General features: G+C 65.3%; 21 protein-coding genes. 10 read left to right on the top strand and 11 right to left on the bottom strand.

Features of this window, described 5'->3' with window-relative positions:
* Together gorA and BPRO_RS03155 are read left to right on the top strand one after the other, a co-directional pair.
* Window positions 1-1,380 (top strand): glutathione-disulfide reductase, encoded by a 1,380-nt coding sequence (gene gorA / locus BPRO_RS03160; protein ID WP_011481605.1) that lies wholly within the window; start codon window positions 1-3, stop codon window positions 1,378-1,380.
* 51 nt (window positions 1,381-1,431) lie between these two features.
* The gene (locus tag BPRO_RS03155) at window positions 1,432-2,928 is read left to right on the top strand and encodes an AMP nucleosidase (protein ID WP_011481604.1); all 1,497 of its coding nucleotides are present in this window, start codon (window positions 1,432-1,434) and stop codon (window positions 2,926-2,928) included.
* Here BPRO_RS03155 and BPRO_RS03150 read toward each other — a convergent pair.
* The 7 genes from BPRO_RS03150 to purT form a co-directional block, all read right to left on the bottom strand.
* Entirely contained in the window at window positions 2,897-4,102 is a 1,206-nt protein-coding gene (locus BPRO_RS03150) for an MFS transporter (RefSeq protein ID WP_157045715.1), read from the bottom strand. The two genes, BPRO_RS03155 and BPRO_RS03150, sit on opposite strands and share 32 nt — an antisense overlap.
* 222 nt (window positions 4,103-4,324) lie before the next feature.
* Window positions 4,325-5,512 (bottom strand): tricarballylate utilization 4Fe-4S protein TcuB, encoded by a 1,188-nt coding sequence (tcuB, locus tag BPRO_RS03145; RefSeq protein ID WP_011481602.1) that lies wholly within the window; start codon window positions 5,510-5,512, stop codon window positions 4,325-4,327.
* On the bottom strand, window positions 5,499-6,938 hold the full coding sequence (gene tcuA / locus BPRO_RS03140) for an FAD-dependent tricarballylate dehydrogenase TcuA (protein ID WP_011481601.1): 1,440 nt from the start codon (window positions 6,936-6,938) through the stop codon (window positions 5,499-5,501). Before tcuA ends, tcuB begins: the two co-directional genes overlap by 14 nt.
* The gene (locus BPRO_RS03135) at window positions 6,928-7,920 is read right to left on the bottom strand and encodes a Bug family tripartite tricarboxylate transporter substrate binding protein (RefSeq protein ID WP_011481600.1); all 993 of its coding nucleotides are present in this window, start codon (window positions 7,918-7,920) and stop codon (window positions 6,928-6,930) included. Before BPRO_RS03135 ends, tcuA begins: the two co-directional genes overlap by 11 nt.
* A 218-nt stretch (window positions 7,921-8,138) precedes the next feature.
* Window positions 8,139-9,071 (bottom strand): LysR family transcriptional regulator, encoded by a 933-nt coding sequence (locus BPRO_RS03130; RefSeq protein WP_011481599.1) that lies wholly within the window; start codon window positions 9,069-9,071, stop codon window positions 8,139-8,141.
* Window positions 9,072-9,507: 436 nt separating this feature from the next.
* The gene (locus BPRO_RS03125) at window positions 9,508-10,602 is read right to left on the bottom strand and encodes a mechanosensitive ion channel family protein (RefSeq protein ID WP_011481598.1); all 1,095 of its coding nucleotides are present in this window, start codon (window positions 10,600-10,602) and stop codon (window positions 9,508-9,510) included.
* 35 nt (window positions 10,603-10,637) lie between these two features.
* Window positions 10,638-11,846, bottom strand: a complete 1,209-nt coding sequence (gene purT / locus BPRO_RS03120; RefSeq protein WP_011481597.1) for a formate-dependent phosphoribosylglycinamide formyltransferase — start codon at window positions 11,844-11,846, stop codon at window positions 10,638-10,640.
* Window positions 11,847-12,090: 244 nt separating this feature from the next.
* Here purT and BPRO_RS03115 point away from each other — a divergent pair, with 244 nt between their 5' ends.
* The 5 genes from BPRO_RS03115 to BPRO_RS03095 all read left to right on the top strand — a co-directional run bounded on the left by BPRO_RS03115 (window position 12,091) and on the right by BPRO_RS03095 (window position 16,915).
* A complete protein-coding gene (locus tag BPRO_RS03115; protein WP_011481596.1) occupies window positions 12,091-12,915 on the top strand; it encodes a siderophore-interacting protein in 825 nt (274 codons plus the stop codon).
* A gap of 252 nt (window positions 12,916-13,167) precedes the next feature.
* A complete protein-coding gene (locus BPRO_RS03110; RefSeq protein WP_011481595.1) occupies window positions 13,168-14,112 on the top strand; it encodes an ATP-binding cassette domain-containing protein in 945 nt (314 codons plus the stop codon).
* The gene (locus tag BPRO_RS03105) at window positions 14,112-14,936 is read left to right on the top strand and encodes an ABC transporter permease (RefSeq protein WP_011481594.1); all 825 of its coding nucleotides are present in this window, start codon (window positions 14,112-14,114) and stop codon (window positions 14,934-14,936) included. Before BPRO_RS03110 ends, BPRO_RS03105 begins: the two co-directional genes overlap by 1 nt.
* 51 nt (window positions 14,937-14,987) lie before the next feature.
* Window positions 14,988-15,497 (top strand): hypothetical protein, encoded by a 510-nt coding sequence (locus tag BPRO_RS03100; protein WP_157045714.1) that lies wholly within the window; start codon window positions 14,988-14,990, stop codon window positions 15,495-15,497.
* Window positions 15,494-16,915, top strand: a complete 1,422-nt coding sequence (locus tag BPRO_RS03095) for a GAF domain-containing protein (protein WP_011481592.1) — start codon at window positions 15,494-15,496, stop codon at window positions 16,913-16,915. The genes BPRO_RS03100 and BPRO_RS03095 overlap by 4 nt, the downstream gene beginning before the upstream one ends.
* A 15-nt stretch (window positions 16,916-16,930) precedes the next feature.
* Here the strand turns inward: BPRO_RS03095 and BPRO_RS03090 are convergent, their stop codons facing one another.
* The 3 genes from BPRO_RS03090 to pcaH form a co-directional block, all read right to left on the bottom strand.
* On the bottom strand, window positions 16,931-17,665 hold the full coding sequence (locus BPRO_RS03090; protein ID WP_011481591.1) for a hemerythrin domain-containing protein: 735 nt from the start codon (window positions 17,663-17,665) through the stop codon (window positions 16,931-16,933).
* 271 nt (window positions 17,666-17,936) lie between these two features.
* A complete protein-coding gene (gene pcaG / locus BPRO_RS03085) occupies window positions 17,937-18,527 on the bottom strand; it encodes a protocatechuate 3,4-dioxygenase subunit alpha (protein WP_011481590.1) in 591 nt (196 codons plus the stop codon).
* Between the two features lie 32 nt (window positions 18,528-18,559).
* On the bottom strand, window positions 18,560-19,273 hold the full coding sequence (pcaH, locus tag BPRO_RS03080; RefSeq protein ID WP_011481589.1) for a protocatechuate 3,4-dioxygenase subunit beta: 714 nt from the start codon (window positions 19,271-19,273) through the stop codon (window positions 18,560-18,562).
* A 101-nt stretch (window positions 19,274-19,374) separates the two neighbouring features.
* Here pcaH and pcaQ point away from each other — a divergent pair, with 101 nt between their 5' ends.
* On the top strand, window positions 19,375-20,352 hold the full coding sequence (gene pcaQ / locus BPRO_RS03075; protein WP_011481588.1) for a pca operon transcription factor PcaQ: 978 nt from the start codon (window positions 19,375-19,377) through the stop codon (window positions 20,350-20,352).
* 20 nt (window positions 20,353-20,372) lie between these two features.
* Here pcaQ and BPRO_RS03070 read toward each other — a convergent pair whose 3' ends face one another.
* A complete protein-coding gene (locus BPRO_RS03070; RefSeq protein WP_011481587.1) occupies window positions 20,373-21,323 on the bottom strand; it encodes a class I SAM-dependent methyltransferase in 951 nt (316 codons plus the stop codon).
* Between the two features lie 288 nt (window positions 21,324-21,611).
* Between BPRO_RS03070 and BPRO_RS03065 the strand changes: the two genes are divergently transcribed.
* On the top strand, window positions 21,612-22,016 hold the full coding sequence (locus tag BPRO_RS03065) for an RNA recognition motif domain-containing protein (RefSeq protein ID WP_011481586.1): 405 nt from the start codon (window positions 21,612-21,614) through the stop codon (window positions 22,014-22,016).
* A gap of 257 nt (window positions 22,017-22,273) precedes the next feature.
* Window positions 22,274-22,729, top strand: a complete 456-nt coding sequence (locus tag BPRO_RS03060; protein WP_011481585.1) for a MarR family winged helix-turn-helix transcriptional regulator — start codon at window positions 22,274-22,276, stop codon at window positions 22,727-22,729.
* Window positions 22,730-22,848 lie beyond the last annotated feature (119 nt).

Here is a 22,848-nt window from a genome sequence, read left to right as displayed (position 1 = left end):
ATGCAAACTTTTGATTTTGACCTTTTCGTCATCGGCGGCGGCAGCGGCGGCGTGCGCGCCGCCCGCATGTCGGCACAGCGCGGTGCCCGCGTGGCGCTGGCCGAAGTCGCCGCCATGGGCGGCACCTGCGTAAATGTGGGCTGCATCCCGAAAAAGCTCTACAGCTACGCCGCCCATTACGGCGACAGTTTTGAAGAGTCGCATGGCTTTGGCTGGGTCGGCGAGGCCCCCACCTTCGACTGGGACCTCCTCAAGGCCAACCGGGCCCGCGAGATTTCACGGCTCAACGGCGTCTATGTGCAGCTGCTCACGAGCGCCGAAGTGACCATCATCGAGGGCTGGGCCCGCCTGCTGGATGCGCACACAGTGGAAGTCGACGGCAGGCGATTCACGGCCAAAAACGTCCTGGTCTCGACCGGCGGCACCCCCACCGTGCCCGCCATCACCGGCCGTGAGCATGTGGTGACCTCCGACCAGATGTTCGACCTCAGCCCCTTCCCCAAGCGCCTGCTGGTGGTGGGCGGCGGTTATATCGCCTGCGAGTTCGCCTCGATCTTCAACGGCCTGGGCTCCCAGGTCACCCAGGTCCATCGCCGAGACAAGCTTCTGACGGGCTTTGACGACGACGTGCGCCGCTTCATTGCCGGGGAAATGAGCAAAACCGGCATCAATCTGCAACTGGGCACGCATATCAGCGCCATCACCAAAACAGACGACGGGCTGCAGGTGGAGGTGAAAGACTCGCAGGACAAGCCGGCCAGCTTCCTGGTGGACAGCGTGCTGTATGCCACCGGCCGCGTGCCCAATGCCAGCGGGATCGGGCTGGAAACCGTGGGTGTGGCGGTGAACAGGGTGGGCGCGATCCAGGTGAATGCGCAGTACCAGACCTCCGTGCCGTCCATCTACGCGCTCGGGGACGTGACCGCGCGCCTGCAGCTGACGCCCGTGGCGCTGGGCGAGGCGATGGTGGTGGTGGACCATCTGTTTGGCCCGACCGACGGCAAGAAGCCCAGGGGCATGAGCTACGACTTCGTTCCCACCGCCGTGTTCACCCATCCCAATATCGGGACGGTCGGGTATTCGGAAGCCGATGCCCGCGAACAATTCGGCGCCATCCGTGTGTACCGCACCGATTTCAAGGCGCTCAAACATACCTTGAGCGGCAGCACCGAGCGCACACTGATGAAGCTGCTGGTTGAAGATGCCACCGACCGCGTGGTGGGCCTGCACATGGTGGGACCGGACGCAGGCGAGATCGTGCAGGGCTTTGCCGTGGCCATGAAGGCCGGGGCCACCAAGGCCGTGTTTGACAGCACCATTGGCATCCACCCGACGGCCGCCGAAGAGTTTGTGACCATGCGGGAGCCGGTCAAGGCCTGAGAGCCTGCGGGCGATAGCTCTATGATGGAATGAAATCAAGAATCCCCCGCCATGCCCTACCTGCCCCCCTTCATTGCCCCGACCCGCTACTCCGACCCCGCTGCCGCGCTGGCGCAGGTGTGTGCCATCTACGACCAGCAGATTGCGCACCTGCGCGATGCCATGCAGCGCTATGTGGCCGGTGAAACGCTGCCCGGCCATGTGCGCGCCTGCTACCCCTTTGTGCGCGTCCACACCGACACGGTGGCGCGCACCCCGGCCGCCCCCGACAGCGCCCGGCTGAGTTACGGTTTTGTCGCCGGCCCCGGCCGTTTTGAAACCACGCTGACACGCCCCGACCTCTATGGCGACTACTACCTGGAGCAGTTCCGCCTGCTGCTGCAAAACCACCGGGTCGAGCTGGAAATAGGCACCAGCACGCAGCCGATTCCGGTGCATTTTTCGTTTGCCGAACACGACCACATCGAAGGCAACCTGAGCGTGGCGCGCCGCATGCTGATGCGCGATGTGTTTGACCTGCCCGATCTGGCGGCGATGGATGACGGCATTGCCAATGGGACGCACGAGCCCAAGCCTGGCGAACCCCAGCCCTTGTCGCTGTTCACGGCGGCCCGGGTCGATTACTCCTTGCAGCGGCTGCGCCACTACACCGGCACATCGCCCGACTGGTTCCAGAACTTTGTGCTGTTCACCAATTACCAGTTCTACATTGACGAGTTCGTTCGGCTTGGCCACGAAGAGATGGCCAAGCCCGACAGCGAGTACATCGCCTTTGTCGAGCCCGGCAATGTGGTGACGCGCCGCACCGGCCTGCCCGTTGAAGCAGGTGACGCGCTGGGAACACCACCGCCCCGGCTGCCGCAAATGCCGGGCTACCACCTGATGCGCGCCGACCGCAGCGGCATCACCATGGTCAACATCGGCGTGGGCCCGGCCAACGCCAAGACCATCACCGACCACATTGCCGTGCTGCGACCTCACACCTGGATCATGCTGGGCCACTGCGCGGGCCTGCGCAACAGCCAGCAGCTGGGCGACTACGTGCTGGCCCATGGCTATGTGCGCGAAGACCATGTGCTGGACGAAGAGCTGCCGCTGTGGGTGCCGATCCCGGCGCTGGCCGAAATCCAGGTCGCGCTGGAGCGCGCCGTGGCCGACGTGACCCAAGTCAAGGGCTCGGCGCTCAAAAGCATCATGCGCACCGGTACCGTGGCCTCGACCGACAACCGCAACTGGGAGCTGCTGCCAGCCAACCAGCCGCAGCGCCGCTTCAGCCAGAGCCGGGCCATTGCGCTTGACATGGAAAGCGCCACGATTGCCGCGAACGGCTTCCGCTTTCGCGTCCCTTATGGCACCCTGCTGTGCGTGAGCGACAAGCCGCTACACGGCGAGATCAAACTGCCCGGCATGGCCAACCACTTTTACCGCGAGCGGGTCGATCAGCACCTGCGCATCGGCATCCGCGCGGTGGAACTGCTGCGCGGCGAAGGCATCGACCAGCTGCACAGCCGCAAGCTCAGGAGCTTTGCCGAGGTGGCGTTTCAGTAACGGGAACCGGCTGCCGGCGCAACAGGGGTCGCATGGCCAGCAGGCCCAGCACCGGCCCCAGGCCCAGCCAGGGCAGCAGCGATGCCAGCGCATGCCGCTGCGACAGGCCGGTGAACAGCTCGATGCTGACGATGGAAATCGCAAAGCCTATGCTGTTGGTCAGCGTCAGGACGCTGCCCACCGCCTGGCGCGGCGCATTGCTGGCGGTGAGCGCGGAAAACTGCGGCGAGTCTCCCGCCACGGTGATGCCCCACACCAGCAGCCACAGCGCGAACCATACGGCCGGCGCGTCAAACAGCCAGGGCGCAAGCAGGCAGCACAGGCCGCTGACCGCCAGTTGGCCGCACGCGACCCGCGCACTGCCGACTCTTTGTGCGACCCATCCGCCACCCATGCAACCGATGGCACCGGCACCCACGACGCCAAACGCAGCCAGCGACAGCGCCGCGCCGTTGAGCCGGCTGGCCAGAATCAGGGGCACCAGTACCCACATGGTGTAGAGCTCCCACATGTGGCCAAAATAGCCCAGCACCGAGGACCGCACGCGCCAGTCGGTCCACAGCGTGGCCAACGCGCGCCATTCCAGTGTGCTGCGCCGCACTGGGCCCGCAGGCGGCTCGGGCAACAGGCCGTACAGCAGCACACCGCCGGTAGCGGCCAAAGCAGCGACACCCAGCATGACGCTGGGCCAGGGCAATTCACCGCTCAGCCCACGCAGCGCATGGGCGCTGGCGGAGCCGAGCACCAGCGCGCCAATGAGCAGGCCCAGCGCCCCACCCAGACCCCGGGTGTACCACTGCGCGGCGATCTTCATCCCCACCGGGTAAATGCCCGCCAGAAAAAACCCGGTCGCCGTTCGCCAGACCAGCAGGGCCGTGAACTCGCGCACCATCCACCAGGCACCCACGGTGCAGAGGGCACCGGACAGTGAGCACACCAGAAAGACCCGCCGGGCCGGAAAGCGGTCGGCGACGGCCAGCACGGCAAAAACCAGCGTACCCACAATAAAACCGAGCTGCAGGGACGAGGTCAGGGTGCCGACGGCGGATGCCGGCCAGCCGAGTTCACGCTGCAGGTCGGGCATCACCGCATTGACCGCAAACCACAGCGAGGTGCCGGCAAACTGCGCCAGCACCAGCACGGGCAGCACATGACGGGGAACGGCATCAGTCATGGGCTGGACTATATCCCGCATCCCCCGTCCATCCAAACTGCCGTTTCGTTGATGGGGCGCTCAGAGGCTGAGAGTTTTTTGGTCGTGCCCGAGTAGCGCGTCAAAACGTGCCCAATCGAGGCGCAAAGCACAGCCATAGCTTGGGCTATGGCGCGCATTTGCAACGACGAGTGGGTGCGTTTTGGCGTGATAAGCGGGTAGGAACAAAAGACTCTCAGCCTCTCAGTCTTCGCCGAGCCGCAGCCCGGTCGGCAGGCGTTTTTCCGTCGCCCACTTCAGCAGGGCGGCACAGCGGTACACCCCATGCGCAAATTTTCCGTACGGCAGGGTGGCAAACAGGGCCATCACCGCGCCCAGGTGAACCGCCAGCAGCAGGGCCATGGCCGATGTATCGCGCCAGGCCAGCAGGGCCAGGCCGGTCAGGCTGGTGAGAAACAGCAGGGCGATGAAGCCGCGGTCCATCGGCTTCTGGGCGCCATCGCCGTGCATCGGGTGGCGCCGCAGGTTGAGCCACAACAAACCCGCCGGACCCAGCAGCAGGCCCACGCCCCCCACTGTCCCCAGCAATACCGGCAGGCTGTTCAGCGCATAAGGCGCCTGCAGGCCCAACAGGTAGTGGTAAAGCGTGGCCACGCAGGTGGCTGCAAAACACAGCATGAAACCGTAAAACGTGAGGTGGTGAAAACGCCGGCGCCACAAGGTGAAGGCATCGTCTGTTTCATTGCAGCCTTCGCCATGCCCGCCGTCGAGGTACTTCAGGCGCAGTGCATCCGTGGCGGCCTCGACTGCCGCTTCCCGCGTCATGGCATCAACCGCGGTGGCCCCCGATGCGTCGCCCGGCGACACATCGCGCCAGAACCTGCGCACGCCCAAACCCAGCGCCAGCGCGGCAAACAGGAAGATCGGCGCGAACATGGAGACCAGCAGCTTGTGCGGGAAGATCGCGTAGAAGTTGCCCGCCAGCGGTTCATGCAGCAGCGTGCCCTTCATCACCAGGGCGAGCACCAGGAACAGTGCCAGTCCGGTGGCCAGCGCCAATGCCAGCGTCAGGCCGTTGCGCTTGTACAGGGCGCCCAGGGCCGGCGGCCAGGCGTAGTCGGCATAGGTCTGGGCGCGCACCTGCGCCATGGCCTGCGGCACGTTGACGGCAAACTCGTGCGGCGGCGCGTACTGGCAGGCGTGCAGGCAGGCGCCGCAGTTGTGGCAGAGGTTGGCCAGGTAGTGGATGTCGGCCTTGCCAAACTCCAGCCGGCGTGTCATGGCCGGGAACACCGCGCAAAAACCTTCGCAGTAGCGGCAGGCGTTGCAGATCTGCATTTGCCGACCGACTTCGGCCTCGACAGGGGTCAATGGCAGGTCACCGACCGCCAGCGCGCACGCTTCGCGGGTCAGGGCTTCAAGCTGCTGCATGTCGCGCTCCGTGGTTCAGCGCCGCACGGGCGGCCTGGGTGCCGGCAATCCGGCCAAACGCTGTGCCTATGGTCATGCCGACGCCGGCGGTGTAGCCCTTGCCCAGCACGTTGCCGGCCATGATTTCACCGGCGGCAAACAGGTTGGGACTGGGCTGGCCGCCAAAGTGCACGGCAGCCTGTTCGTTGACCTTCATGCCCAGGTAGGTGAAGGTGATGCCGGGCTTGAGCGCATAGCCGTAAAACGGGGCCGTATCCAGGGGCCGGGCCCAATGGGTCTTGGCCGGGGACAAGCCTTCGGTATGGCAATCGTCGAGCACGGCATGGTCGAAGCTGCCAACGTGGCAGGCCGCGTTGTAGTCATTCACCGTGCGCATAAACGCCTGCACCTCCAGGCCCAGCTGGCGCGCCAGTTGCTCCAATGAATCGGCTTTTTCGCCGGGGAACACCGGCGGCATGAAGCGGCCCACGGCCTTGGCGTCGATCACCGAGTAAGCCAGCTGCCCGGGCTGCATCGCCACCAGCCGGCCCCAGATGGCGTAGCGCTTGGGCCAGAAGTCCTCGCCCTCGTCGTAAAAACGCTGGGCGTGTTTGTTGACCACCACACCGAGCGACACACAGTCGACGCGGGTGCAGATGCCGCCGTCGTACAGCGGTGCGCGCGCGTCAATGGCGACCGAGTGGCTTTGCGTCGGATCGCCAATGGTGTCCGCCCCCTGGGCCATCAGGTCGCGCAGCAGCACGCCCTGGTTAAAGCGCGTGCCGCGGATGGCAAAGTTGTCGGCCGGCCACTCGCCCGCTTCATTCTGGCCCCAGGCTTCGCGCAGCCACTCCCGGTTGGACTCGAAGCCGCCACTGGCCACCACGCAGGCGCGGGCCTCAATCCGCTCGGCGCCGCAGTGCGCGGCCACGAAGCGGCCATCGCGCAGCTCCAGGCGATCGGCGGGCGCGTCGTAGCGGACCTGTACACCGAGGCGCCCGGCACTGCGGTAGTAGGCGTTCATCAAGGCCTTGCCGCCGCCCATGAAAAAGGCATTGGTGCGCGACAGGTGCAGCGTGCCCGACAACGAAGGCTGAAAGCGCACCCCGTGCCGGCGCATCCAGTCGCGGCAGCGCGACGATTCGCGTATCGCCAGGCGCGCCAGCTGCTCGTTGGTCTGCCCTCCTGTGACCTTGAGCAGGTCTTGCCAGTACTCTTCTTCGGGGTAGGCGTCTGTCAGCACGTCCTGCGGCGACTCATGCATGCAGCGCAGGTTGCGCGTGTGGCTGGAATTGCCGCCACGCCACTCGCGCGGCGCCGACTCCAGCACCAGCACGCTGGCGCCGGCCTCCCGCGCCATCAACGCGGCGCACAGCGCGGCATTGCCCCCGCCAATCACCAGGACATCCAGCGTCTCTTGCGACTCCCTTTGACGTTTAATCAGCATGGATGCCGGCGCGCTTGACGATATCGCTCCAGATCTTTTGTTCGCTCGCGATAAACGCGGCAAATTCGCTGGACGGCCCGCCGCCGCCGACCGCATTGTCGGTGGCGAAGCGGGCGGTGACGGCCGAGGACTTGAGCGCCTTCAGCGACTCTTCCTGCAGATGCCTGACGACGTCCGCGGGCGTGCCGGCCGGCGCCAGAATGCCGTACCACTGCGAGGTCTCAAAGTTCTTGAAGCCCATCTCGGCCACGGTGGGCACATCGGGCAGGCCGGAAATACGCTGCGCGGTGCCCACCGCGATAGCGCGCAATTTGCCGCTCTTGATGTGCGCGCTCAGGGCCGGCAGGCCGGCTGACGAGGCCTGGGTACGGCCCGAAATCAGATCGGTCAGCTGCGGGCCGGTGCCGCGGTAAGGAATGTGCGTGATGAACATGCCGGTGACCAGCTTCAGATACTCCATGGCCAGATGCCCGGCGCTGGCATTGCCGGCCGAGCCATAGTTGAGTTGGCCCGGGTTTTTCTTCACATAGGCGACAAACTCCTGGAAATTCTTGGCCGGTACATCCGGGTGGATCACAAAGACATTGGGCACCTTGGCCAGCAGGGTCACCGGAATGAAATCCTTGTTCACGTCATAGGGCTGGTTTTTCAGCATGTAGGGATTGACGGCCAGCGTGCCCACATGCCCGAGGATGATGGTGTGCCCGTCGGCCGGGGACTTGGCCACCTCCTGCATCGCCACCGTGCCCGCCCCGCCCGGCTTGTTTTCGACATAGACACTTTGCCCAAGCTGCTTGCTGAGCTCGGCGGCCACCGAGCGCGCGACGATTTCGGAGGTGCCCCCCGGTGCAAACGGCACCACAAAGCGAACCGGCCGCGACGGCCATGTCGACTGCCCCAGTGCATGCGGCAAGGCCAGCGCCGAGGCGCCAAGGCCAGCGACCTGCAACAGCATACGCCGGGAAATTGAAGGGCTCATCATGACGGTCTCCTTGTAGTAATTGAAGCTGAAGCGCGGCGAACGTCATCAGGAAATGACGCCTGTGACACCTGGGGCACCCGTGACGCCGGGAGCGCCGGCGTTGATCAACCGGCCGGTTTGTCAGCCACGCTGGAATTTAGCCCCAAAACACCGGCACGCCTAGCGGGTCGGCGGCATGGGGGCATCACAAACCGTGATGGCCAAGACCTGGGATGGCCTCAGGCGTCCACCAGCCGGGCACCCAGCCAGCGGCCGGAGCGCACGGCCTCGGTCGCGCAATCGGCCAGCACCACGCGCGCAGCCAGGGCGGCGGGCGAGAGTTCGTCGTCCGACAGGCTGCACAGTGAATTGACGCGGCGTGCCAGCGTGTCGGTGATTTGCGCCAGATGAAAGCGCTGCGCCGCATCGCTGAACCGGCTCACCGCGGCCCAGGGCTGCAGCGTGCAGCCGAGGCCGCTGTCAACCGCATCCATCAACATGGCCAGTGAGTCGATTTCGGCCACCAGCGTGGGCTTGCATTTGGCCCGGGCAAAGGCGCTTTCGATCGTGCTGCGCAAGCCGTGCGTGCCGGTGGGCAGTATCAGCGGCAGGCCCGCCAGCTGCGCGACACGGATGCGGTCGGCGGGTTGGCCCGCCAGCGTGCGGCGTGACCGGATCAGGAACAGCTTTTCCTCGAGCAGGGGCATCACGCTCCAGCGGCGCCCCGCCTGGGTGTTGAACAGCATGGCCAGGTCCAGCTGACGGGCATTGAGCATGGTGGTGAGATGGCCCGACAGGCTTTCCACCATGTGCAGGCGCACATCTGGGTAACGTTCACGCATGGCGCGAAGCAGCGGCAGCCCCAGCACGGCTGCCGTGGTGGGCGCCATGCCCACGCTGACACTGCCCGACAGGCGCGACTGCTGCGCCGCGCGCGCCGCCTGCTCGGCGTGGCGCAGCACCAGTTGCGCCTCGCGGAAAAACGCCATGCCGGCCTCGGTCGGGGTCACGCCCTTGGGGCTGCGCTGGAGCAAACGGGTGGAGAGCTCGCTCTCCAGCCGGCTGATCTGCTGGCTCAAGGCCGATTGCACGAGGTCCATATCCAGTGCGGCGCGGCTGATGCTGCCCAGCTCGATCACCCGGACCAGGTAACGCAGTTGGCGCAGTTCCATGCAAAATCCTCCGGTGGGTTCAACCTAGAAACGGCAGTTGGATGCGTCTGAGTGCGCCGTGATCGGCGTGCCAGGCAAGGGTGAGCGCTGCGGCTCCGCTGGCACCTGCGTGCCCGTGGACAGCGCGAACGGGCTCAGACTGCGACTGAGCCGCGCCCTGCAAGGGTGACAACGCAGTGGGCTCTTGCCCGCAAGGCGGAACAACGCCGCATGGCGCGCCCGGCATGGTGCAATCGGACGCATAGCGCTGTCACCCAGAAGGTGAACGCGATCGAAGAGGGGAAAGTCAATGGGCATGCGGCTTTCCTGAAGTTTGTGAGCGGTCAACTGCTGTTTCTAGGTTCAACCATCACCTTTCGTGATGCCCCTGATCATCGCATGCGCACCCTGCCTGCCCGCTTTGCCTGCCTTGGGCTGCGGGCCCGCGGGCTTTGGCTCAGCCGGCCAGCCCGCCCGCCGCGTTCTGCCCGGGCTGCGGCGCTTGCGCCAGCTCTGCCCGCATGCGGGGCAGGTATTGCGGGTACTCGCGCTGCATGAAATCCACCAGCGCCTCGCGCACCTTGCAGCGCAAATCCCAGTTCAGGCTGGAGTTGGCCGACGTGACCAGCAGGCGCAACTGCATGCTGTGCTCGCCCGCCTCCACCACCTGCAGCAGGCACAGCCGCTTGTCCCATTCAGGGGCCGCTTCGCAGGCCCGCAGTGCGGCGTGGCGCAGCGGCTCCATCGGCATGCGGTAATCCACCCAGAGCAGCACGGTGCCGATGATTTGCGCGCTGCTGCGCGTCCAGTTCTGGAAGGGGTTTTCAATAAACCATTGCAGCGGAACGATCATGCGCCGCTCATCCCAGATCTTCAGCACCACATAGGCACCGGTGATTTCCTCGACCCGCCCCCACTCGCCCTGAACGATCAGGACGTCGTCAATGCGGATGGGCTGCGCCAGCGCAATCTGCAAGCCGGCGATCAGGTTGCTGAAGACGGGGCGCGCGGCAATGCCGACCACCAGCCCCGCCACACCGGCCGATGCCAGCAGGCTGGCCCCAAACTGCCGGGCGCCGGGAAAGGTCATCAACATCAGGGCCAGCCCGGCCAGCAGCACGACGAACATGAGGGTGCGAGCCAGCATGCGGGTTTGCGTGTGGATGCGGCGGGCGTTGAGGTTGTCAGCCACATCGACCGGGTGCAAGCCGATCACACCCAGCGCTGCCCCGCGTGCCGCGCGCATGCCCGCCCAGGTCAGGGTTGCCAGCAGCAACAGGCCATTGGCATGGCGTATTCCGCCGATCAGCGGGAAGGCATCGGGTGCGCTGTGCCACACGGCCTGCAAGGCAATCAATGGCAGCAGGAACTGTGCAGGGGACCGGCATTGCTCCGCCACCTTGGCCAGCACCGGCATGGAACGCGTCACGCGCAGCACGATGGCGGCACCGATGCGGGCCACCACCAGCGCCAGCACAACGCTGACACCGGCTGCCAGCACGATGCGCAGCGACGAGTCGTCCATCCAGGCGACGAGCTCAGACAGGTTCATACCGCAGCCTCATACCGCAGCCCTGTCAGCATGCATCAGCCCTTCGCCACCCGGGGCTTGACCCGGGACGCGGCCAGCTTGGCGTTGGCACGCGCCACCTCGACATCGGCATCAAACGCCAGTGCCACGCCCATGCGGCGCTTGACGAAACTCTCGGGCTTGCCGAACAGGCGAATGTCGGTGTTGGGCACGCGCAGCGCGTCGGCCACGCCGTCGAACACAATGCCTTTGGCGTCCACACCGCCGTAAATCACCGCGCTGGCCCCGGAGCTCTTGAGCGCGGTGTTGACCGGCAGGCCCAGGATGGCGCGTGCATGCAGTTCAAATTCGTTTTGCCATTGCGTACACATCGTCACCATGCCAGTGTCGTGCGGGCGCGGGCTGACTTCGCTGAACCAGACCTCGTCACCCTTGACGAACAGCTCGACGCCAAAGAGCCCCTGGCCGCCGAGGTCGTCGGTCACGGCCTTGGCGATGGCGCGGCTTTTCTGCAGGGCGGCCTCGCGCATGGGATGCGGCTGCCAGCTCTCCACGTAGTCGCCACTGACCTGGATGTGGCCAATCGGTTCGCAAAAATGCGTTTCCACCTGGCCGTCAGCGCCGAGGGCGCGCACGGTGAGCTGCGTGATCTCGTAGTCAAAGTCGATGAAGCCCTCGACGATCACCCGGCCGTGGCTCACGCGGCCACCGGCCATCGCGTAGTCCCAGGCGGTTTTCACGTCGGCGGGGCCGGCGATCTTGCTCTGGCCCTTGCCCGAGGAACTCATGACGGGCTTGACGATGCAGGGGTAGCCGATGTTGGTGTCGATGGCGGCCTGCAGCTCCTGCAGCGAATCGCAGAACACATAGGGGCTGGTCGGCAGGCCCAGGGTCTCGGCGGCCAGCCGGCGTATGCCTTCGCGGTCCATGGTCAGGCGGGCGGCGCGGGCCGTGGGAATCACGCGCACCGTGCCAGCGGCTTCGAGTTCCTCGAGCATGGCCGTGGCGATGGCCTCGATCTCGGGAACGACCAGGTGCGGCCTTTCCTTTTCAATCAGGCTTTTAAGCTGCGCCGGGTCGCTCATGGTGATGGTGCGCGCATGGTGGGCGACCTGCTGGCCGGGCGCATTGTCGTAGCGGTCGGTGGCAATCGTTTCCACGCCCAGGCGCTGCAGCGCGATCAGCACTTCCTTGCCCAGCTCGCCGGAGCCGAGCAGCATGACTTTGGTGGCATGGGGGGACAAAGGGGTTCCGAAAGTGGTCATAAGCGCTGAAGGTAGAAGTGGGAGAAATGGGAGAAAAGGGGAACGGCGGCCGCAAGGCTGGGCGCCTGGGCACCGCCTGGGCTTACTTTACTGCACCAGCCACGCGGCCCCGGGTAGGACGCCGGCCCGCTTTGCCCCTGCAAAGCACCGGTCATTGCAATCAAATGATAATAATTCTCAATTAGAACGTTTCTCCGTTTCTCCCTCAAGCAGCGCACGATGCGCCGCTCCTCTGAAAGACAGAATGTCCACCACACCCACTTCACCCTCCACACCCGCCGCCCCTGTATCCGAGGCCGCGCCGCGCAAGCGCCGGCCGCCGCGCCGCGTGCAGGTCACCCGCGTGCAGACCCTGAGCCCGCTGATGCGCCGCATCACCTTGCAAGGCGCGGAGCTTGAAGGCTTTGAGGTGGGCGACCCAGCCAGCTATATGAAGCTGATTTTTCCCGAGCCTGGGCAGACCGAGCCGGAGCGCCCACTGCCCGACGGCCCGAAGCCGAAGTCCATGCGCACTTACACGCCGCTGGCCGTGCGTGCGGACGTGCACGAAGTCGACGTGGACTTTGTGCTGCACGGCGACGGCCCCGCGTCCACCTGGGTCGCGCAGGCGCAGACGGGCCAGGTGCTGTTTTTGATGGGGCCCGGCCCCGGCTACAAACTCGCGCTGGACGCGCCCGTGCACGTGCTGATAGGCGACGACAGCGCCCTGCCCGCGTTTGAAACCATTCTGGCGAGCTTGCCCGCAAGCGCTCAGGCGGAGGTGCTGGTCGAAGTGGTCGATGCCGCCGAAGAGCGCCCGCTGCAGAGCGCCGCGAAAGTGGACGCACGCTGGGTGGCGCGCGGCGCCGACAACACCCGGGCCGGCCAGGCGCTGGAAGCCGCCTTGCGCAAAGCCGGCGCGCCCGCCGCGGATGCCCGCATCTACCTGGCCTGCGAAGCCGCCGCCATGCGCCGCATACGCCAGTTGCTCATTGAAGAACTTGGCGTGGAGCGCAGCCGCATCGTGGGCCGCGGCTACTGGAAGCTGGGCACGGTCAATCACCCGGACCACGACTACGGCGAAGATTGAGCCCCCACGCTCCCCCACTTCGTGTGGGTCGCTGCCCCCCCGAGGGGGCCGCCCGCCTGCGGTCTGGCAAAGCCAGTCCCGCGGCTCATGCTTGGTTCAAGAGTTCAGTGGCGTAACCCAGTAGGGTATTTCACCAGTGGAGGCCGCGGGTCCGGCTTTGCCGGCCCCAGGCGCCGCCCCCTTGAGGGGGGAACAGGCTACACGCAGTGAGCCTGGACGGGGGTGTGGTTATAGAGTGGGCACAATGGCCGCATGAGCAAGCCCCTGTTTGAAGTCGCCGGCCTGAGCAAGCATTACGGCGATGCCATCGTCGTCAACCAGCTGTCTTTCAACATCGCACCGGGCGAATGCCTGGGGGTCATAGGCCCCAACGGCGCCGGAAAGACCACCACCATACGCATGTGCCTGGGACTGACCGCCCCCGATGCCGGCAGTGTTTCCTATTATTCCAACGGTCATGCGGCAGGCACGCTGCAGATGCCGCAGGACGCTCTGGCCATCAAGGCGCGCCTGGGCATCGTTAGCCAGTTCGACAGCCTGGACCCGGATTTCAGCTGCGCGGAAAACCTGCTGGTGTTCGGCCGCTATTTCGGTCTCAAGGACGCGGTGATCCGGGAGCGGATTCCACGGCTGCTGGAGTTTGCAGCGCTGACGCACAAGGCCAATGCCAAGCTCAGTGAACTCTCCGGCGGCATGAAACGGCGCCTGAGCCTGGCGCGCGCGCTGGTCAATGACCCGCAGTTGCTGATGCTCGACGAGCCCACCACCGGCCTGGACCCGCAGGCCCGGCACCTGATGTGGGAGCGCCTGCAGCGGCTGGTTCAGCAGGGCAAATCGATTTTGCTGACGACCCACTTCATGGACGAAGCCGAACGCCTGTGCAACCGCCTGCTGGTGCTGGACCACGGCAAGAAAATGACCGAAGGCACGCCGCGCGAACTGATTGCACAGAACCTCGAACCCGATGTGGTGGAGGTTTATGGAAACGGCGCCCTGGCGCTGGCCGATTCGCCCCTCAAAGCGCTGGCGGCGCGCACCGAAGTCAGCGGTGAGACGGTGTTCTTTTACACGCTGGATGCCAAGCGCCTGCTGAACGCGCTGACAGACTTTCCGCAGTTGCGCACGCTGCACCGCCCGGCCAATCTTGAGGACCTGTTCCTGAAGCTCACCGGCCGGCAAATCAGGGAGGATGCGTGATGTCTGCCGTACCCCACACCCCAACGAGAGGACAGGCGCTGTTCAGACCACCGCAAATCGGCCTGCGCTGGCTGCCCGTCTTCCGCCGCAACCTGCTGGTCTGGCGCAAGCTGGCCATTCCCAGCCTCGTCGGCAACATCGCCGAGCCGCTGATCACGCTGGTGGCCTTCGGCTACGGGCTCGGCGCACTGGTCGGGCAGGTGCAGCTCAACGGCACGACCGTGCCCTACATCCTGTTCCTGGCCAGCGGTTCGATTTGCATGAGTGCGATGAACGCCGCGTCGTTTGAGGCGCTGTATTCGGCGTTTTCGCGCATGCAGGTGCAGCGCACCTGGGACGGCATCATGAATGCGCCGGTGCGGCTCGATGACGTGGTGTTTGCCGAAATGCTGTGGGCCGCCTTCAAGTCGCTGTTCACCACCAGCATCATCCTGGTGGTGATGCTGGCGCTGGGCATCAGCCACAGCCCCATGCTGCTGCTGGCCTGGCCGCTGCTCGGCTTAGTGGGCATTACCTTCTCCAGCATTGCGCTGATCTTCAACGCACTGGCCAAGGGCTATGACTTTTTCACCTACTACTTCACGCTGTTTCTCACGCCGACGATGTTCCTGAGCGGCGTGTTTTTCCCACGCGACCAGTTGCCGGGCGTGATGCGGGTGATCTCGGACTGGCTGCCGCTGACGGCGGCGGTGGAGCTGGTGCGCCCCTTGTTTCTGGGCCAATGGCCCACGCAGGGGTTGTCGCACCTGGCGTTGCTGGTGGGGTATGCGGTGGCGGGTTTCTGGGTTGCGCTGGTGCTGACGCGCAAGCGGTTTCGTAACTAAGCAGGTGGTGGCACCTCAACGCTCCTACAATTTGGCCGCATGAACGCTGCCATGCCCGATACACCGGCGCCGCTGCTGCCGCCAGAGCTCGTCACCATGATGGGCAAGGGCGTGTCCGTCATCGTGAGCGCCTGCAGCCTCGACATGCGGCCCAGCATCATGCGCGCGGTGGGCTGCACGATCGCGCCGAGGGGGCACAGCATCACGGTGTATCTGTCGCGGCAGCAGTCGCGGCAATTGATCCAGGACATTGCCAGCACCGGACGCATCGCCGTGGTGTTTTCCGAGCCGAGTTCGCACCGCACGGTTCAGGTCAAGGCCGCGCGTGCGCGCATCCGCTGCGCCGAGGCTTCGGACGAGCCGGCGCTGGAGTGCTATGTGGCGTCCATGGAAGAAGAAATCCAGCGGGTCGGCTACGCGCCGGTGTTTACCCGGGCCATGCTGGCGCGCCGGCTGGATGACCTGGTGGCCATCAGCTTTGAGCCGGCGCAGGCGTTTGACCAGACGCCCGGCCCCCAAGCCGGTGCGCCGCTGCCCCATGGCCCCGGGAGCCCGTCATGAACGCGGCTCAATCGGCGCAATTGTCACAGTTGGCGCAGTTGGCCCCGGAACCCTGCCTCGCGGACATACGCCCCTGTCTGGAGGGCGCCATCCCGGCCGTCATGGCCACCTGCGCGATGGACGGCACGCCCAACGTGGCCTATATCTCGCAGGTGTTTTATGTGGACGAGCGCCACGTGGCGCTGTCTTTCCAGTTCTTCAACAAGACGCGAAAAAACATCCTGGCCAATCCTTACGCCACGGTGCTGGTGTTGCACCCGGTCACGGCGGCGTTTTTCCGCATGCACATCCGCTACCTGCGCACCGAAACCGAAGGCCCGGTATTTGAGGGCATGAAGGCCCAGCTGGCCGGCATCGCGTCGCACAGCGGCATGGCGGGCGTGTTCAGGCTGCAGGGCTCGGACATCTACGAAGTGCAGGCGATCGAGTGCATTGCCGGCGAGCCCCTGCCCGCCGCCCCACCGCGCGCCAGCATGCTGACGGGGCTGCGCCGCGGCAGCGAGCGGCTGTCGCGCTGCACCGGGCTGGGGGAGCTGCTCAATGCCGCGCTGGCGACGCTGACCGACTTTGTGGGCATTCAGCATGCGATGGTGCTGATGCTGGATCCGGCCACCCAACGGCTCTACACCGTGGCCAGCTGCGGTTATGCCACTTCGGGCGTGGGCTCGGAAATTGAAATGGGCCAGGGCGTGATTGGCGTGGCCGCGCGGGAACGCACTCCGGTTCGCATCGTGCACATGAGCAGCGCCTACGCCTACAACCGGGCCATTAAAACCAGCCTGGGCGCCAGCGCGCCTGAGCTGATGCTGGAGACCGACATTCCCTACCCGGGCCTGGCCGAGCCGCACAGCCAGGTGGCGGTGCCCATCGTTTCTGTTGGCCGGCTGCTGGGCGTGCTGTTTGCCGAGAGCCCGAACGACCTGCAGTTTGGCTTTGAAGAGGAGGACGCGCTGGTCGCGCTGGCCGGCCATCTGGGGGCGGCCATCGACCTGATGCAGGCCGGCCCGGAGGCCGCCGAGCTGGCGGACGCCGCACCGCCAGCGGCAGCGGTGAACAGGCAGGCTGAAGGCCCCGGCGCCAAGGCAGGTGGTGCGGCCCTGCAGTTGCGGCGCTTCACAAGCAACGACAGCGTGTTTGTCAACGACAGCTACCTGATCAAGGGCGTGGCGGGCGCGATCTTCTGGAAGCTGGTGACAGACCATGTCCGGCAGGGCCGGACCGAGTTTTCCAACCGCGAGTTGCGGCTGGACCCCGCCATTCACCTGCCCGATGTGACAGACAACCTCGAAGCGCGCCTGCTGCTGCTGCAGCGCCGCCTGGCTGAGCGCGGCCCGCACATCCGCATCGAGAAAACCGGGCGTGGCCGCTTCAGGCTGGCGGTGCAGCGTCCGCTGGTGCTGGCGGACGTGGCGGCCTGAACCAGCCGCCCAGCTTCAGGCCTGAACCAGCCCCGGTACGGCCGGCAGGCCGAGGCCGCGGGTGAGCTTGGCCCATTCCTGACCGCTCAGGTGCGGCCTGACGGTGTCCAGTGCCGCGGCAAAAGCCGGCGCCGGTGCGTGCGCCCGCATATCGGCCATCATGGCGATGCGCTCGGCCGGGTTCATGAAGGGCACCAGCCAGCGCACGACGTACATCATTTCCTGCGGCGGGATGGAGGCGACCAGGGCGGCGTGGAGCTCGGCCAGTTCGGCGTCGGTGTAGCGCGACCAGAGCACGGCGTTATGGGCCGTTTCCTCCACGTGCATATGCTGGAAGTTGCTGGCAATGAACAGCGCCAGTTGCCGGTACAGCTCCAGCGTCGCGCCGGCGCGCTGTTTCGCCTCCAGCTTGAGCAGGGCGCAGGCCAGGCCGCCCAGCTCGCCAATGTGCCGCTCATGCTCCTCGTGCTCATGGGCGATGACCTCGCTGGCGCCGGGGGCGCGCGCCTCCATGGCCGCGTGAATGAAGTCGTTCTCGTGCTGGAGGTGCGAGGCGCAAAAATCCAGCAGCTCCATCACGCGCTGGCTGGCCTGGGCCAGCTCCAGCGCATCGTCGGTGTCCGTGCGGCCCAGCGCCAGCAGGGTATCGGCCATCAGTGCACGCAAGGCCTTGTGAATGCCGGCGTACAGGTCCAGGCGCGGCGCCTCCTGCGCGGCGACCTGTTGCATTTCCTGGGAGTTGATATTCATGGGGCTTTTCTTTCTCAGGCGACTGCCTGCTTGGAGGCTCCCCGGCGTAGCGCCACGCGCCAGCAGTACCGAAAAACCATGCCAAAGTCTAGAAAGATGCACCTGCCGGCATTGCTAAAAATTGCCTACGGCAACCCTAAAAAAACCTTAAGCCGCCTCAGGTAAAGGCAGATGCAGGGCAGAGGCAGCAGGGGCGGCGCTGCGCTCGCCAGTGTTCCCGGTGGCTCCCGCCGCCAGCCGCGTCCCGGCACCGCCCTTTCAAAACGCTCCGTCAAAGGTCGAAGAACACCGTTTCCTTGTCACCCTGCATGTGGATGTCAAAGCGATAAACCGGCCCGGCGCCGGTCATGGTGCGCCTGGCAATCAGCGTGTTGCGGCGCTCGGCGGGCACGCTATTCAACACGGCGTCTTTGCTGTTGGCGGCGGCTTCATCGTCAAAATAAATGCGGCTGAAGGTGTGCACCAGCAGGCCGCGCATGGTGACGCAGACGTTGATGAAAGGCGCCTGCCCCGGGGCGGCAACACCCGGCTTCACGGTGTCAAAGGCAAAGTGGTGGTCCGCCAGGGTGCCGGTGCCGCAGCGGCCAAAGCCGGTGAAGCCTTTGGCTTGGGCATCAGCCACCGAGGTCACGGGCTGGCCGCTGGCATCAGGCTGGCTGATCTCGACCAGGGCGTCAAGGACGCTCTGGCCTGCGCCGTCGAACACCTGGCCTGTGATGCGGATGTGTTCGCCCTGCGCATGCGGCTGGGCCAGCACGGGGGTGAACAGGCTTTTGAGGTCGTAGCCGTACTGTGTGGGGGTGAGGCCGTAGGCAAAGTAGGGGCCGACGGTTTGCGAGGGGGTTTGCTTGAGTTGGGTCATGGTTGCGTTCCTGCTATTGCTGCTGTTCCTGCTTATTCGAAACGCGTAGCCTTGGGGCCGCGCAGCACGATGTCAAACACATAGCCCAGCGCAAAGTCGGGCTGGGTGACGTCGAGGCTGAACTTGGCCACCATCAATTCGCGCGAGTCGGGCGGCACGCCCTGGTACATCGGGTCGTAGGCAAACAGCGGGTCGCCGGGGAAATACATCTGCGTCACCAGGCGGCTGGCAAAGTAGTCGCCGAACAGCGAGAAGTGAATATGCTGCGGCCGCCAGGCGTTGGGATGGTTGCCCCAGGGGTAGGCGCCGGGCTTGATGGTCATGAAGGTGTAGCGGCCATCGCTATCGGTCATGCAGCGGCCGGCGCCCAGGAAATTGGGGTCCAGAGGCGCGTGGTGCTGGTCCACCTTGTGCACATAGCGGCCGGCGGCATTGGCCTGCCAGACTTCAACCAGCGTGTTGCGCACGGGGCGGCCGTCTTCGTCCGACACGCGGCCGGTGACGATGATGCGTTCGCCCAGCGGCTCGCCATTTTTGACCGCGTTTTTGGTCAGGTCATGGTCGAGCGGGCCGAGCTGATCGCTACCGTAGACCGGCGCGTTGAGCTGGGCCAGCGCCTGCTTGATGGGCACCAGCGGCTGCTTGGGGCCGCGCAGCATGGTTGATTTGTAGTACGGGTAAATATGCGACGGGTGGCCGGTCCAGTCGCGCGGGGCGAGATAGCTGCTGTCAAGTTCGGTGCTCATGGGGTCTCCTGTTCAAGTGATTGGGTGACTTTAGTCAATATCAATAGTTATGTATATTGATATTTATTGCACTTTTGCATAACCAATGGTTATAGTTAAGCATGATTGATGAACGCATTAAATTCCGGCACCTGCAGTGCTTTCTGGCGGTGGCCCAGCATGGCAGTTTGCAGAAGGCGGCGGGGGTGCTGTCGATCACGCAGCCGGCGGTCTCGAAAACGCTGAAAGAACTGGAGGCCCTGCTGGCGGTGCGCCTCTTTGAGCGGGGCCGCCGTGGCGCGGTGCTGACGCGAAGCGGCGATGCCTTCGCGCGCCACGCCGGCGCCAGCGTGAGTGCGCTGCGCGAAGCGGTGGCCAGCGTTGCGCCCACCCGCCCGCATGGCAGCGAAGTGGTGACACTGGGCGTGCTGCCGACGGTGGCGCCGCAACTCATACCGGCGCTGCTACTGCAACTGGATGCGGGGAACGGCGCCAGCCGCCCGGCGGGCCTGGCGGACCTGGCTATCAGCCTGCGCATTCATACCGCGCCGAATCCGGCCCTGCTCACGCAACTGCGCCAGCGCGAGCTGGATCTGGTGATTGGCCGCTTTGCCGAGCCGGTCCACATGGTGGGCCTGACCTTTGAGCACCTGTATGCCGACCCGCTGGTGCTGGCCGTGCGGCCCGATCACCCCCTGCTCCGGGACGCCGCCCTGAGTTCCGATGCGCTGGCGCACTTGCCGGCCTTCACCGCGATCCTGCCCACGCTGGGCACGGCGATCCGACACACGGCCGACAGCTTTCTGCTGACGCGCGGCTTGGGCCCGCTGGTGCGCACGGTGGAGACGCTGTCGGTGACCGGGGCGCGCAATTACACGGTACGCAGCGATGCGGTCTGGTTTGCGCCCCGGGGCGCGGTGCAGCAGGACCTCGACAGCGGCCTGCTGGCGGCCCTGCCCGTGAGCATGGCGGGCACCGAGGAACTGGTCGGCATGAGCCTGCGCGCCGACATGGCGCCCACCGTGGCCCAGGCGGAAGTGATTGGCGCCCTGCGCCTGCTGGCAGCGGCACACCGCGGCCTGGACGCGGCCGCGGGGTAGGCGGGTCGGAAAGCCTGGGCTCAGGCCGACACGGCGGCGTCCGGCGGGGTCACGGGGGTCACCGCAAAACGCGCCGTCAGCTCGTCCAGCCCCAGGGTCTGCAAAACCTCCTGCAGGCGCGCCTGGGCGGCCCGGGTTTTGGCCGCGCTGGGCGTGGCGGGCCGGCTGGCCAGGATGAGTTCGTTTTTCATCGAATGCTCCCAGCCCACCAGCTCGGTCACCGTGACCTGGTAGCCGCTGGCCTCCAGCTGCAGGCAGCGCAGCACGTTGGTGATCTGGCTGCCGAACTCGCGCGTGTGCAGCGGATGCCGCCACAGCTCGGCCAGCGGGGTTTTGGCCAGGTTCAGCGCCCGGCTCTTCCTGAGCACACCCGCTACCTCGGCCTGACAGCACGGCACCAGCACCATGTGCCGCGCCTGCTTGGCCAGGCCAAATGCAATGGCGTCGTCGGTGGCTGTGTCGCAGGCATGCAGCGCCGTCACGATGTCAATGCGCTCGGGCAGGTCGGCCGAGGCGGTAGCCTGCTGCACCGAGAGGTTGAGGAACGACATGCGTTCAAAGCCCAGCCGGGCCGCCAGCGCGCGGGACTTGTCGACCAGTTCGGTGCGGGTTTCAATCCCGTAGATGTGTCCGGCGTCTTTGCGGCCCTGGTGCGCGACGTTGAAAAACAGGTCATAGAGGATGAAACCCAGATAGGACTTGCCGGCACCATGGTCGGCCAGGGTGGGTGCGGGATTGTTGGCCGACACCTCATTGAGCAGGGGCTCGATGAACTGGTAGAGGTGGTAAACCTGCTTGAGCTTGCGCCGGGTGTCCTGGTTGAGCTTGCCCTCGCGCGTCAGGATGTGCAGCTCCTTGAGCAGCTCAATCGACTGGCCCGGGCGCAGCTCTTCAATGACCTGCGCGGCGGGCGCAGGCTTTCCAGTGCCTTTTGAAGGTTTTGCGGTGCGCGCGGTGCTGGGGATTTGCATGGCCTCCAGTTTAGTGGGAGCGCCTCGGGCCTTGTCTGCCGCAGTGCAAAGCCCTTCTGGCGCAGCACCAGACCGGCGCGCATGACGGCATAACCCCTTTTATTAAGGGCGAGGGGATGAAAAAAAGGCACTCCCGCGGTTCTGGGCGCATAATCCAGCAGTCCGGGTGTCAAAGCACCCGCACAGGTTAGTGATCGGTCAGTTTCGCGCGCTACGGCGGTACTTTTGAGTTTGTTGTGCTTTCGGGACCCCATCGCTTTTGTTTTTATGTGTTTTTGAGGAGTCCTTATGGGCAACAAACTTTACGTCGGCAACCTGCCTTACACAGTGCGCGACGAAGATCTGCAACAATCTTTTGGCGCTTTCGGCTCCATCACCAGCGCCAAAGTCATGATGGAACGCGACACGGGTCGCTCCAAAGGCTTTGGTTTTGTCGAAATGGGCAGCGATGCCGAAGCGCAAGCCGCAATTGCCGGCATGAATGGCCAGTCTCTTGGCGGCCGTAGCATCACCGTGAACGAAGCACGCCCCATGGAAGCACGCCCTCCCCGCACCGGCGGCTTTGGCGGTGGTGGTGGTTACGGCGGCGGTGGCGATCGCTCTGGCGGCGGTGGCTACGGCGGCGGCGGTGGTGGCCGTTCTGGCGGTGGTGGCTATGGCGGCGGCAGCGGTGGTGGCCGCGGCGGCTACTAAGCCCTGCAAACCCCGTCAACGGCAGAGATGCCGTTGCAAACCAGCTGTCTCAGCCTTGCGCTGAGCAAAGCCTGTAAGGCTTCGAAACTTCGGTTTTGAAGCCTTTTCTTTTTGGATGGCTGCACCTGGACCTGCAGGCCGGACACACTGCGCACCAGCGCAAGCTGGCAGCGCCCTACCCAGCCCGTATGAAGCCGCTGAAACATCTTTCAACCAATTAACTTGCACGCAATTTAATTGCGCGCTACAATTCAACCATGCCCAACAAAACCGCCCCCCCATCAGCCGACGCGATGCTGCTGCTGGACAACCAGCTGTGCTTTGCGCTGTATTCCACCTCGCTGGCCATGACCAGGCTGTACAAACCACTGCTGGATGAGCTGGGGCTGACCTATCCGCAGTACCTGACGATGCTGGTGCTGTGGGAGCAGGACGGCCTGACGGTCTCGGAACTCGGCCAGCGGCTCTACCTGGATTCGGGCACGCTCACGCCCTTGCTCAAGCGCCTTGAGACGTCGGGTTTTATTTCCCGCATCCGGGCCGTGGAAGACGAACGGCGCGTGCACATCACCCTGACCGCCGCGGGCCGCAAGCTCAAGGCACAGGCGGCCAAAATCCCGGGCTGCATCCTCAGCGCCAGCCAGTGCTCCATCCCCGAGCTGATGGCCCTGACACAGCAGATGCAGGCTCTGCGCCAGCGGCTGGTGGCCTAAACCCAATACGGTTCAGTCAAGCCCTTGCCCCTGGTTTGTCATCCCGGACTTGATCCGGGATCCATGGATTGCGGGTCAGGCCCGCAATGACAAGTCAAGGTTTTGCTCATTCCGATTCA

It is taken from the genome of Polaromonas sp. JS666, assembly GCF_000013865.1.
Lineage (GTDB): Bacteria > Pseudomonadota > Gammaproteobacteria > Burkholderiales > Burkholderiaceae_C > Polaromonas.
This window is presented reverse-complemented; position numbering and strand designations above follow the sequence as displayed.